The following is a 14,173-nucleotide window of genomic DNA, read 5'->3' on the forward strand; positions in this document are numbered from 1 at the left end:
CGAGCGAGAAAACGTTTACTTTACCTGTGTAGTCTTCGCAAATTTGGCGGTGTGTTCAATGGTGCCATTATTCCCTGTATCACCGTCATAGAAGTTGAGATTAACTATGGTGTCTGTTTTCGATTCTGTGCTGAGGTAAAGTTGCCATGAAGCCCAAAGCTCCGAGCTACCTTCCACAGCATCCTGAAGGTGTGTAATTGACGTAACGTAAGGGGCTTCGTCAGTATCAGTGATGGTTCCCTGACCACTGATTTCTTCACCGTGTTTGATGCCTGCTGACGAACTTAATTCTGTCAGCGTGAGACTCATGGTTTCTGAACCTTCATATATGCCTTCGTCTTTGGCCAACGTCCGAATAAGCACTGACGCTGTCCCTTCAGGTGCTTTGAACCCAATGCCTCCAGCGGGCATGCCATGCTTGGTGACATCCCAACTTTTGCCTCCATCAAAGGAAAACTGCACGTAAGCGGTGTCTTTACCATGCTCAGCGGTATCATTATTCATACCGATTTTGGTCAGTGTTTCGCCTCTGGCAGGGCTATCAAGTGTTGCTTCCCAGACAAGGTACTCGCCTTCAGTGGCTGCTGCTTCACTCAATGACCACTGTGCCATGTCATTGTCTTCAATCACGGTGGTAAAACTGGTGTAGTTTTCATCAATGGGGACCGAGGTTCCCTTGTCAGTCGTTACCCTGTCCAGCGTGACGGTGAACGCTTCCATGTCTTCGATTTTGGCGTCTTCGAGCGTCGCAATATCAAAGAAGTATTTTCCATTGGTGTCCGGATTAATCGTTATTGTTTCTGTTGCTGTGTAGTCGGTGCTGTCAGCGATGTCAGTATTGCTTAGAGATATATTGTCCAGCAAGGCACCATATCCATCAGATTCGCCAAGCGCGGTAAAGGCGACCGAAATATCCTTAACATCTTGTGTGAGGTGCACAGGCATTTTAAAGTGTTCAAACGCCGATTTATCCTGTGAGTTGTCAAAATGTTTGTAGAGTAGGGTGTCACCGTTTTGATCAGTGATACGAACTTCAAATTGGTTGGTGGTTGAGTTGCTGACCCGGCTGGCATAATCAAAAGAGAGATCAAGCACGGCAGGCTCATCAGCGGTTAAATCGGAAACATGAATGGTCTGGATGATGGTATCGTTGCCAGAACCATCAAGTTCGATGACGGTATTGGCAGTATCGGTGCTGGCTGTACCAGAGACACCTTGTTGGTGCTCAATGGTACCGCCATCGGGAGATGACCAGCCTTGCATTTGGTTGCTGGCTACGTGACCAACCTGCCTACCACTGTCGTTCCCCCAAGCTTCGAAGTCACCATTAATAAGTAAATTTTCAGGTGTTTGGCTTGCCGAATAACTGACATTCACCGTTATTTCACCTGTGGGATGGGGGTCATCACTGCCTGCAAATTGGACTTCGTAACGGGCACTTTCGCCTTCCTCAACGTCTGAGTCTCCTTGAAGCTTGGCCCTTGTTGGATCCTCCACCCTCATTCTTTGAATTGGAACGGCTTCGCCGACGCTATTGACCGATATAGCAATAACCTGCTGCGTGCCGTCGGTCGCCGTCAGAGTAATATTGTCAACCTGAGAATCACCATCACTGATTAAGAGTGCTTGTTGCGGATTTACCGTATATGTCCAGTCGCCATTTTCCAGAGTGAGGGTGCCGTAGTCGCCGTCAATTGTTGTGTTGTTGAACGTTGGTGTGTCGTTTTCATCGACATCAGTGATATCAATTGAACCAGTGATTTCGACTGTCGCTGTTCCAATCGCCGGCGTTGTTGCGCCATCGCCAAAGGTAATTGTGGCCGACTCAGACTCATTACCCGCTGAATTGATGGCATGGTAAGAAAAGTCTTTGTCGAGTGTTGCGCTGACGGTATCGATCGCGCCAAGGCTTAAGTTACTGTCGTAGTTAGCTGTCGTAAATATTCTCAGTTCATCGAAGCCAGTATCACTTTGGACGTTGACCGTAGCTGTCCCTGAAGATGTTGCGAGATTAGCGATATCGAGTTCATCGATGATTTGGCCATCTTTCATTACGAGTATGTTCAGTCTCGCATCTGCGGTGTTTGACTTGTAGTTACCGTGTACGCTTTCAAACGTAAGCTGAGCCTGAAGGACGCTGTTTCCATCACCAAATTCAGCGACCAACACTTCCTTAGCACTCGAATTCAGTTCTTTGTCGCCGCCAATACCCAGCCCGGGGTTTGCATCATCTAAGTCCACTTGCAATGTCGTGTTACTGAGCGTCGAACTCGTATCGGGTTTATCTCCTGTAAATATTGCGGCTGTGATAGTAACCCCATTGACGTCGACTGAACTGCCGCCGTCCAAAGACAGGTTACTTGCATTCATATCGAGGGAATGTTCTTCGAATTGGAACTGGGTATCGCTTGGATAGGCTTGTCCTGCGACGACAGGTTGTTTCTGTTGTTGGTCGTCGATGTAGAATAATCCGCCCCCCGTAGGTAAGTTATCAATAATCACTGACGTGGCCTTATCGTCGCTGTTGCTGGCATCATCGATGACATCTCTGGTGTAATCAGAGAGATTGAAACTGGCAGGGGTACCCGCAGACTGGTTGATATTGGCACCGGCAGCATCCGGTGTGAGTTCTGACAGGTCGATAGTGCCTGACGTGTCACTGTCGCTGGTGATCACGGCGGTGTCTTCTTTACCTTCCAGCGTGATTGAAATGGTTTTGGTTCCCTCGGATGTGTTCATATTGAAAACATCACTGTCTTGCTGGCCCTCATCAAGCTTTTGGAGTGAATCGTTATTGGCCGTATAGGCCAGGTATTACCTGTGATTGTAAGCGTCCCGAAATCACCCACATATTGGGTGCCCGAAGCAATGAGCGAACTTCCGTCGTCTGCAGTGTTGTCAAACTGCCCAGTGACTGTCATGGTGCCAGAATCTTCAACAACCGTGCCTGATGTCGTGATATCAGAGGAATCGTCAAGTTTGGCGTGTTGTCCATTCGCCTGAGAGCCGTTCAGGAAGCCAAATGGAAAAATGGTCTCAGTTGGCTCGTAGACAGCATCATCGATAGGCTTGATGTAGACCCGAATACCTGTTTCTCCAGCAGGGAGCGGTACGCTAAAGTTTGCACCTGATGCCCAACTGGATAACGTCCATCCACCATTTGGCCCTTCTCTGTTAGTAGGCGGCTCAATGACATTCCCGTTTAAATCTTCTACATAGATTTCGTTTTCGAACTCCCCGAAGCTGGATGTGTAAAAACTGTCGTTAAATGCAACGATAATTGTGCCGTCTTGATCTGAGGCGTGGGTACTGGTGAACTCCCAGCCCGGACCATCTTTGAATGATTCGGCATCTTCACGTCCGTGCTGAATAAGGGTAGCTGTGGCATTCAGCGTTGGCAGGCCTTCGTTATCTGTGACGATAATATCGTCGGCTGTTTTCCAGATACCAGAATCCTTGACGGCCGCTTTTAGGGTAAAGGTCTCGGTGCCTTCGTAGACGCCATCGTTAGCAAGAGTCGTTTTGACTTGGACACTGGCGTGGCCTGGTGGAATGACAATATCAAGAATGCCATTCACAGCGTCAGCCATATTGACCGTGCCAAGCTCTGTTTGCCCGTCAGCAGACAGCAAAATAAAGGTTCCATTGGTGTCTTCTGCGAAGTCGCCTTGGTTACCGGTGTTATTGATCTCAAGGCGTAATGGAGTGTTTGACGCGGATGCATTATTAAGATTCACAGTCCACGAAAGGTCAACATTGTCACCTTCGGTAACGGCGGTTTGAGCGGGTAATAGGGTCTCAACCACGGGAGCGGATTCATTATCCGTAATAGTAACTGTGCCACTGACCTCTGCCTGACCCTCGACATTAGCTCTGAGGGTGAAGCTTTCGGGGCTCTCATATAAGGCATCATCTATGGTGCCGACTTTTACCTCGAAGCTGGATGTGTTGGCGGGCACGTCAACCCATATACCCAATGCGAAATTACCCAGATCCTGCCAACCATTACCATCATTGAAGTTTACAAACAGGGTTTCATGGTGGTCGGTGGTACCCATTGCAGAATCGTTGTAAGCATCTACCCAGACTTTGGTGATACTGGTCGAGATATTACTCATGGTAACGGTTACGGCGGCCTCTTCACCTTCATTTATCGTGGTACTCGATACAGAGCTTACTGTTGGTTTGTCAGCAGCATCGTCAGTTACAGTGATATCGGCAGCGGTTCTCCAGACGCCAGAGTCTTTGACTGCTGCCTTCAGGGCAAAGGTTTCGGTGCCTTCGTAAACGGTATCGTTGTTGAGGGTGGTTTTAACCTGAACACTGGCATGGCCGGGTGGGATCACCACATTAACAATGCCACCGACGGCGTCGGACATATTGACGGTGGTGAGTTCGTTACCGTCGCTATCCAACAGCACAAAAACTCCGTCGGTGTCTGTGGTGAAGTCACCGTTTTTATTGATGTTGTTGATATCAATACGGAGAGTGGTGTCGGAGGCCGAGGCATTGTTGAGCGAGACAGTCCAACTCAGGTCGACGTCATCACCTTCGGTGACGGCCGTTTCAATTGGAGTGATGCTTTCAATGATCGGTGCCGATTCATCATCAGTCAGGTTGGCTATACCCGCATCGACAAACCCGCCGGGCAGATCATGATAATTGAGACTGTCTACACTGTTATCCCATGAGACAAAGCTGAGCGAGGTCCCTGCTGAAAGTACAGGTCCACTGATTTGGATGATGACCTTACCGTCTTCTTCACCATTGCTCCCTGACGACATGCTGCTGTTTGAATCCATGTCGACATCGATTTCGACAAATGTATACACATTGCCGTCGTCGTCTTGCATGACAAAGGTGAAATCAAGATTGGCCGAATAGGTCTCACCGTTAATCTCGACTCGCTGATTGCTGTCGCTGATACCCTCTTCAGCTGTGTTGTCACCCTTGAGGGTGTTGTCGTCATCGAAGAATTTAACGGTCGTTGCGGCTGCGTTCACATCAAGCTTGTCACCTGCATATGACGCGCCGGAGAGAAAATTATTGCCGGGCAACGAGAACTGGTCGCCAAATATGAACGCATTGTGTACCTCGTACTCAAACGTTTCTTCATCGTCGTTCCAGCTGTTGGCATGGTCGTCCAGTGCCACTCGCATCGAAAGTGTTTCACTGGCCTCATAGACAGCATCATCAACCAAAGGGGCAAAGACCTGAATGCCCTCTAAGCCAGCGGGAACTGTAATGTCTGCGCCGAAGCCAATCCCTGTATCAGTGAGCGCCCAGCCACCATTGGGACCTTCAGCCTCTGTGAGAGGAGCGATGATATTGCCGTCGAGGTCACGGACAATAACTTCTTTAACCATGTCGTCAAAAGATGCGGAGAAATCACTGTCGGAAAAACTTACTCTGAGTGTTGTTGATTCACTGGCGGCGTGGTTGAGAGAGATTTCCCAAGCAGGACCATCGGTGTAATCACCGTTTGCAGTCTCGTTTCCGTGCTGCAATACTTCAGCGCTATCAATAGCAAGGTCAGACTGCCCCTCGCTCACTGCAATATCGTCTGCTGTCAGCCAGACACCGGAGCCTTTCACCGCTGTCCTCAATGCAAAAGTCTCGGTGCCTTCATAAACCGTGTCGTTATTGAGTGTGGTTTTGACCTGCACATCTTTGTGGCCGGGAGGGATGACGATATCGAGAATACCACCATCGGCATCAGCCATATTAACGGTGGCGAGCTGTTGCTGGCCATCGGCGGACATCAACACAAAAGTGCCGTTGGTGTCGTCGACGAAATTACCCTTGTTATCAAGATTATTGATGTCAAGACGCAGCGTGGTCTCGGAGGCAGACGCATTGTTGAGCGAGATGGTCCAGCTTAGGTCAACATTGTTACCCTCGATGACATCGGTCTCGGCTGGCGCTACGCTTTTAACGATTGGCGCGGATTCATTATCAGTCAGTGTAATGGTGCCGCTGATCGCCGTCTGGCCGTCAACATTGGCGCTAAGGGTAAATGTTTCAGTACTTTCATAAAGGCTGTCATCATCCGTTTCCATTCGAACTTGGAACGATGTGGTGCCTGCGGGCACATCAACCCAGTTACCCGAGGAGAAACTTCCACTTGCTTGCTCCCAGCCATCGCCGTAATTGACCCAAAGATCTGTACTGTTCCAGTCTGTGCCTTCAGACGCTGAGTTATTTGGGTGGGCATCGACCCATACTCGCGTGGCGCTGGTTGAGCTGTTGCTCAAAGTGATCGTGATATCTGCGCTTTGACCCTCTTCGACGGTCGTGCTTGAGACGGTGCTCACCATAGGTGTATCCGCCGCATCGTCATTCACCGTGATATCTGCGGCGGTTTTCCATCCACCTGAATCCTTGACTTCTGCCTTGAGGGAGAAGTTCTCGGGGCCTTCGAAGACTGTATCATTGGTAAGTGTTGTTTTAAGCTGAACGCTGGCATGTCCGGGTTCAATGACAACGTCAACGACGCCGTCGACGCGTCGGCCATGTTCACTGTGGTGAGTTCGTTGCCCTCGCGGTCTAACAGCACAAATACTCCGTCGGTATCTGCGGTGAAGTCACCATTATTGCCAACGTTGTTGATATCAAGACGCAGTGTGGTGTCAGTCGAAGAGGCATTATTGAGTGTAACGGTCCAGCTTAAATCAACGTCATCGCCTTCTGTGATTTCTGTGTCATCTGGTGTGATTGTTTGAACAACCGCGGGGCCTTCGTTGTCTTTAATGGCTGCGGCTTCTGAGGCTTTCCACGTGTTATCTTCGCCGCTCATGCTGGAATGAAGCACGATGCTCTCCGTGTTCTCGATCAGCGCATCGTCTTTTAGCTCGGCGAAAGCTTTTATTGTTTCAACATTGGCAGGTAGGTTAATTTTTACGGTTAAATTATCGGATGACACTGACACGGTTTCTTTAATGACCCTACCATTAGACAGCGTGAACTCGAGGTGTATATTACCTGTGTAATCTTCGCCGTACGTCGCGCCATTCTCCCCGTTTGTGGTGTCATCGAATCGCAACCAAAGTGGGATCGCGATGTCTGATTCCCGAACCATGTTAATTTCCCAACCGGGCCAGTCGCTGCTTTCTTCTCCATTTTCTGTACCGTCTTGGATTTTAGTGAGAGAGGTAACAGTGACAGGCAGCGTGAAGGTTTTGATCAGCACGTCTGTCGAACCATTAACGTCATCTCCCCAGGTCACGATCATTTTGCCATCGTCTGAGGCCGAAATATGAGGCCGTGTATTCGCGTTGTAAGAGTCAAGTTCAGTGACAATGATTTCATCGCCAACTTTTTGTGTCTCGGAGGAGAACCGCTGAGCATGGATTCTTGTTTGATCGGAGGCACTGTCGTTGAACTCCCACACCACCGCAAAGCCACCATCGGGTAGGCTGGTAATGTTGGGGTAGTCCAAAGATTGACTATCGTCGGTGTCGCCAGTCACTGCATTTACGGCGAATTGGTCACCCAGCGGCGAGCCGTCTTTGCTGAAACGTTGCCCAGCGATATCTGACGTATCGTTGTAGGGATTTTCATTGACCCAAACGACAACATAGCTGTCATCATCTAACACAGTGATAGAGGCATACTCCTGATCATTGCTTACTGCTGAACTGATAACGGTTTCACCGCCGACTTTGTTGCCTTCGCTGTCAAACCGCTGAGTGGCGATGCCTGAACCAGTCCCGTTAAAGCCTGAGGAATGCCAGCTAACCACATAGCCGCCGTCAGAAAAAGCCTCCGTCTCTGCGTAGCGTGCTCCTTCAGTGGTATTGACGGTTATTTCACTGCCTTCTTTGTTGCCGTCAGCATCGAAGCGCTGAGATTTAACGACAGGCGTGCTCGATTCATAGGAATGCCACGTCATGACATAGCCGCCATCTGACAGTTCGGTGATACTCGATTGATAATTACTGTCTGTTGAAACCTCAAAATCGATTTCTTCAGAGATAGCTTCGCCACTTTTATTGAATTTTTGACCCAAAATTTCATTAGGCGAGCCAGAGCTGTCTGGGTAGTTGCTCCACGAAGCCATAAAGGTATCGTCGTCGAAGACAGTGATGCTCACGCTAAACTGAGATTCCTCTGTTGTGGAATTTAACTGATATTCGCTACCGATCTTGTTGCCCTCGGCGTCAAAGTGCTGAGCAAAAATCCCATAGTCATCACCATCTTGATCGTATGACTGCCATGCCACAACATAGCTGCCATCAGAGAAGTAGGCACTTGTTGGAAACTCTTGGGCGCTTTCCAAGTGTGTATTGACAACGTCTGCCTCGCTGGCTTGCACGTCTGAAGGATCGTTTAGGTCCACTGTGTAATTGTGGGTGTGGTGAACGACCTCCTGACCGTTGTGCCGAATTGACACTGACACGTTGTCGGTCGCGGCAAGATCTGCACCGTCGACGGTGATTGAGAAATGCCCACCTGCGTCGACATCTTCCTGCGTCATGGTGTGAGTGAGCGTCTTTCCATTTACCGATACCTCAATGACATCACCGACACTTGCAATCGAGTACTGGCCAGTGATGTCGACCGTGCCTTCCGACTCTTCGATATCGATAATGTTGTTGTCTGTCAACGGATCCAAAGTAAGGAAGCTGCCACTGTCGACAGAGTAATCAATGGATGTTGAGAGTGCTCCCGTATTGCCAGCAGCATCAGCGACATCAAGTTTCGCTGTCAGAGAGCCGTGACCAATCAATCCGGAGAGAGCGACTGAGGCTGTCACATTGCCTGCTGCGTCGACTTCCCCTGTACCGACTTGTTTATCACCAATCCAGAAAGTCACCGAGCTTGTGGTTGAGAAATCACCGACGACTTTCCCTTCTATGGCGATCTTTCCGTCTGTCAGCTCATTGCTGTCAATACTGAAATCATCGCCAGCGACACTGCTAAACGTCAGCGTTGTTGGTAGTGAGTAGGTTTTGATCAGCACGTCTGTCGAACCGTTAACGTCGTCTCCCCAGGTCACGATCATTTTGCCATCGTCTGAGGCCGAGATATGAGGCCGTGTATTTAGGGTATAAGAGTCAAGTTGGGAGACGATAAGTTCGTCGCCGACTTTTTGTGCCTCTGATGAGAAGCGCTGAGCATGAATTCGCGTTTGGTCTGAGGAACTGTCGTTGAACTCCCACACTACCGCAAAGCCACCATCAGGTAAGCTGGTAATGTCGGGGTACTCCAAATATTGACTATCGTCAGTGTCGCCAGTCACTGCATTAACGGTGAATTGGTCACCCAGAGGCAAGCCGTCTTTGCTGAAACGTTGCCCAGCGATATCTGACGTATCGTTGTAGGGGTTTTCATTGACCCAGACGACAACATAGCTGTCATCATCTAACACAGTGATAGAGGCATAATCTTGATCATTGCTTGCCGCTGAACTGATAACGGTTTCACCGCCGACTTTGTTTCCTTCGCTGTCAAACCGCTGAGTGGCGATGCCTGAGCCTGTCCCGTTTATACCTGAGGAATGCCATGTAACCACGTAGCCGCCATCAGAAAAGGCTTCCGTCTCAGCGTAGCGAGCATCTGCAATGGTATTGACCGTCACCTCACTGCCTTCTTTATTGCCATCGGCATCGAAGTGCTGAGATTTGACGGTCGGAGGCTCGATTCATAGGAATGCCACGTCATGACGTAACCGCCATCTAACAGTTCGGTGATCCTCGGTTGATAATTACTGTCTGTTGAAACCTCAAAATCAATTTCTTCAGAGATAGCTTCGCCACTTTTATTGAATTTTTGACCCAAAATTTCATCAGGCGAGCCAGCGCCCTCTGGGTAGCTGCTCCATGATGCAATAAAGGTATCATCGTCGAAGACAGTGATGCTCACGCCAAACTGAGATTCCTCTGTTGTGGAATTTAACTGATATTCGCTGCCGATCTTGTTGCCCTCGGCGTCAAAGTGCTGGGCAAAAATCCCATAGTCATCACCATCCTGATCGTAAGACTGCCATGCAACGACATAACTGCCATCAGAGAAGTACGCATTCGTTGGTATCCATTGGGCGCTTTCCAAATGGGTGTTGACGACAGTCGCCTCACTTTCTTTTAGGTCTGTTGGGCCGTAAACATCGACGTTGTAACTGTGCGCGTGTGAGAGGACCTCGGTGCCTGCATGTTGAATGGATACAGGTACGGATTTATCCGCATCTGATGCCAAGTCTGCGCCGCTAACACTTATGGTGAAAGCGCCTCCTGCCGCCACGTCATCGCTGGTGATCGTATGACTGTAGGTATTGCCGTTGACCACAACGTTGACTTCATCGCCTTCAACCGCAATCGCATAGTGTCCGGTGATGTCGACGGTATTGCCTGATTCCTCAATATTGATGGTGTTGTCGTCTGTAATGGGATCAACCGTAAGGAAGCTCTCGTGATCGATGGAGTAGGAGGTAGGGGTTGATACCGTATGTTGATCGCCGGCGTCGTTGGTAGCGACCAGTTTGGCGGTCAATGTGGTGCTGTCGAGCATATCAGAGACAGCAACGTTGGTAGTGAAATTACCCTGCGCGTCAACATTGGCTGACCCAACTTGTTCGTTGCCTATCCACAGTGTGACAGTGTCTCCGCTAGAGAAAGCACCGGATGCAACACCGATAACCGGAATATTGCCAGATGTCAGGTCGCCATCACCAATGGTAAAATCGCTACCTGCAAGGCTTGAGACACTGATTCCAACCTCGTTGTCTGCAACCGTGATAGTGCCTTTACCAGCGTCAGTGAATGCGTCTTCTCCCTCAACGCGGGCATTGATGGAAAAGGTTTCTGTGTCTTCAAACGTTAGGTCTTCCGATGTGTTAAAACGCACCTCGAACGCATCGTTACCTGGTGGCACCTCAATGAACACACCGCTGCTTAAATTGCCTGTAAAATCTTTCCACTCTCCGTTTTCAAAGCGCACCGAGTATCCCGTATTGGAATAGTCACCGTCGCTGGCTTTTGCAGAGCCTGACTGGAGGTTGATTTCCACCCGGGTGGTATCGCTTGATGTGCGGCTGAGGTTAATCGTTATCGGTGCCGTATCACCTTCGGTCACCACGACGTCTGAGACGCCGGATACAACAGGGACGTCATCGTCGTCATTGACCGTGATGTCTGCTGCTGTTTTCCAGACTTCAGAGTTTGTCGACGCTGCTTTGACTGCTGCTTTCAGCGCGAATATTTCTGTGCCCTCGTAGAGGGAATCGTCGTTATTCAGGGTAGTTTTGATCTGAACGTCTTTATGCTCACTGGGAATGACGATTTCGACAATACCGTCGACCGCATCTTCCATGTTGACGGTTCCCAGCTCTGTTTGACCGTCGGCAGATAGCAGCGTAAACACACCGTTTGTATCGTCAACAAAATCACCTTTATTGCCGTGATTATTGATATCGAGGCGAAGGGTCGTGTCGGTGGCAGAGGCATTGTTAAGGTTGACGCTCCAGCTGAGATCAACATCATCGCTTTCCGTCACGACAGTGTTCGCCGGGGTAATCGTTTCAACGGCTGGTGTTACTTCATTATCAATCAGGTACACGGTATCCGAGACGACCCAGTCCGCATTGGTGCCCTCGACTTTGGCATTCAGGATAATGCTCTCATTACCCTCATAAAGGCTGTCTTCTTTCGGCTGTGCGTAGACCCGGACACTGCTGATGTCTGCGGGAAGATCCCACGTGATAGGCTGGTTTGGCTCTGTGATAGTGACTGTCTGTGCGTTTTCCGCATCTGTGTAGATGTGTAAGACACCCGTGAAATCCTCTCCAAAAGTGGCTTGCTGCGAAGGGTCAAACTGCAAAGTAATTTCGGTTGGGCTGTCTGACGCGTTATTCACGTTAAGTGTCCAGCCCGGCCAGCCGTTACCATCCTCATTGCCGTCATGGATTTTGGTCAGTGACGTGACTTCAGGCGCGACTTCATCGTCAGTGAGGGTAATATCAGCCGCACTTTTCCAGATGCCGGAGCCTTTGGTGGCGGTCTTGAGGGTGAAGGTTTCGGTGCCCTCATAAACCACATCATTGACGAGGGTGGTTTTCACCACCACGTCTTTGTGTTCCGGAGGGATAACGATATCAACAATGCCGTTAACGGCATCGGCCATGTTGACGGTGCCGAGCGCGGTTTGCCCGTCGGCAGACCACAAGGTGAAGGTACCATTGGTGTCTTCTTGAAAATCACCCTTGTTACCGAGATTATTGATATCAAGGCGCAAGGTGGTGCTGGTGGCTGAGGCATTGTTAAGGCTGACTGACCATGATAAATCAACATTGTCACCCTCGGTGACAGCGGTATCGGCAGGGGTTACTGATACCACCACTGGCGTGGCTTCATTATCAATCAGATACGCCGTTTCTGAGACCACCCAGTCAGGTTGGTGCCATCGACCTTGGCGTTTAAGATAATGCTTTCATTGCCTTCATACAGCGCATCATCTTTTGGCTGTGCATATACTCGGACACTGCTGAGGTTTTCGGGCAGGTCCCATGTCACAGGCTGACTTGGGTCGGTTATCGTGACCATCTGCGGGTCGCCCGCCTGACCCGTATATATATGTAATACACCCGTGAAATCTTCGCCGAAAGTCGCCTGCTGCGAGTCGTCAAACTGCAAGGTTAGGGTGGTGGGACTATCAGCGGCGTTATTGACGTTGAGTGTCCAACCGGGCCAACTATCACCGTTTTCGTTTCCGTCTTGAAGACGGGTCAGGGACGTTACCTGAACACTGCCTTCATTGTCCTCAATGGCGGTGGTTACACTGGCCTTGGCGAGGTTCATGTACTCAAAGACCGCGCTGTCATTGCCATCGACAATACCATCAACCCGCACTGTAAAACTCTCATCCCGGTCAAGGTGCGTATCATTGACGGTGCTGACCGAGAATGTGGCGGTGCTGCCTGAGTTCTGGACTATGGCTTCCGTCTGCGCGGTAATATCACTGCCGCCCGCATCTTTGTAGCTGTATTTCAGCAGTATCTTGGTACCCGCAGGCACAGGGTGGGAGAGGTCAACCGTGTAGTTCGCGGTTTCGCCCTCAATGACGGACGTGTCGCCGCTCAGGGTCACCGTGACGGTATCAGCTGCGTCATTGCCGAGGTCATCGACAATGGTGGTGGCGGTGTTCGCGGCGGTCCAGCCGGTCTGGTCACTGGTGCGCGCCTGCAACGTCAGGGTCTCATTGTTTTCGATATAGGCATCATCAATGGTATCGAGCTCAACCCGGACAGTGTCCTCTCCAGCGGGGAGGATGAACGTCGGCGAATTGGCTGGGACGGTTGCCATCAGTTCGCCGTCCGCATCATACACCTTAAATGATGTGGCGTAGTCAGCGCCCTGTGTCGCCGATTCACCCGTGGCAATATTCAGTGTGATGGTGGTGGGCGTGGTTGAAGGGTTGCTCATCGACAGCGTCCAGCCAGCAGTGCCGCCTTCTGTCACCTGTCCGTCGTTATCGGCGACGAGCGATTCGACTTCCGGCTTGTCACCTTCATCCATGATGGTGGTGGATATCGATGCCGCGCTGCTGATGACTTTCTCGAAAGCGGGTGTAGTGCCATCGGCCTGCACAACACCATTGACAGACACCGTGAAGGCTTGTGCACCTTCGTAGACGTTATCTATGTTAGCGACGACCTTGAAGGTGGCTGTTTTTCCATCGGCGTTGATCACCGCTTCTGCCATTTCGGTGATGTCCGATTTTTCTGCACCACCGCTTGGGTACGAATACGTCAGCAGTACCTTACTGCCCGGAGGGGCCGCCTTATCGAGCGTAATGCTGTAGCTGGCCTCACTGCCTTCATTGACCAGCGCATCCCCGGTCATATTGACGGTCACTGTATCGTCAGCATCCGTGCCCCGATCATCGGTGATGATAGTTTCCTGAGTTGCGTCGTTTAGATTCAGGTGTTCGAACACTGGGTTACCGTCAAGCGTGACCCCATCAACATGTACCTTAAAGCTTTCATTGTTCTCGTACAGTGCATCGTCCACGGTCGCGACGCTGAGTAGCGCGGCTTTACCTGTATTGTCCACTTCCGCGGTAGTCTGCTGCACCACATCTTTTCCTGTGGCGTCGGTCAGGGTGTAGGTGAAGGTGATCAAGCTGCCGGGAGGGGCGGCATGGCTGAGTACCACGTTATAGGTGGCGGTATCACCTTCGG

Annotated in this window: 5 protein-coding genes; all 5 read right to left on the bottom strand. The window is 50.4% G+C overall.

Features of this window, described 5'->3' with window-relative positions; translation table 11 throughout:
* Positions 1-15: 15 nt before the first annotated feature.
* The 5 genes from CS022_RS04920 to CS022_RS04940 are packed head-to-tail and all read right to left on the bottom strand — an operon-like array spanning position 16 to position 14,147.
* On the bottom strand, positions 16-2,811 hold the full coding sequence (locus tag CS022_RS04920) for a VCBS domain-containing protein (RefSeq protein WP_235869280.1): 2,796 nt from the start codon (positions 2,809-2,811) through the stop codon (positions 16-18).
* Positions 2,736-6,344: a Calx-beta domain-containing protein gene (locus CS022_RS04925; protein ID WP_129121362.1), complete on the bottom strand. Its 3,609-nt coding sequence runs from the start codon at positions 6,342-6,344 to the stop codon at positions 2,736-2,738. The genes CS022_RS04920 and CS022_RS04925 overlap by 76 nt, the downstream gene beginning before the upstream one ends.
* Positions 6,341-9,580 carry a hypothetical protein gene (locus tag CS022_RS24800; protein WP_161569564.1) on the bottom strand — a complete coding sequence of 1,080 codons (3,240 nt, stop codon included), beginning with the start codon at positions 9,578-9,580 and terminating at the stop codon, positions 6,341-6,343. Before CS022_RS24800 ends, CS022_RS04925 begins: the two co-directional genes overlap by 4 nt.
* A complete protein-coding gene (locus tag CS022_RS04935; RefSeq protein ID WP_129121363.1) occupies positions 9,577-12,378 on the bottom strand; it encodes a Calx-beta domain-containing protein in 2,802 nt (933 codons plus the stop codon). The genes CS022_RS24800 and CS022_RS04935 overlap by 4 nt, the downstream gene beginning before the upstream one ends.
* Complete coding sequence (locus CS022_RS04940; RefSeq protein ID WP_129121364.1) at positions 12,354-14,147, bottom strand: immunoglobulin-like domain-containing protein; 1,794 nt, start codon at positions 14,145-14,147, stop codon at positions 12,354-12,356. The genes CS022_RS04935 and CS022_RS04940 overlap by 25 nt, the downstream gene beginning before the upstream one ends.
* Between the last annotated feature and the right edge of the window lie 26 nt (positions 14,148-14,173).

It is taken from the genome of Veronia nyctiphanis (assembly GCF_004116385.1).
Taxonomy (GTDB): domain Bacteria; phylum Pseudomonadota; class Gammaproteobacteria; order Enterobacterales; family Vibrionaceae; genus Veronia; species Veronia nyctiphanis.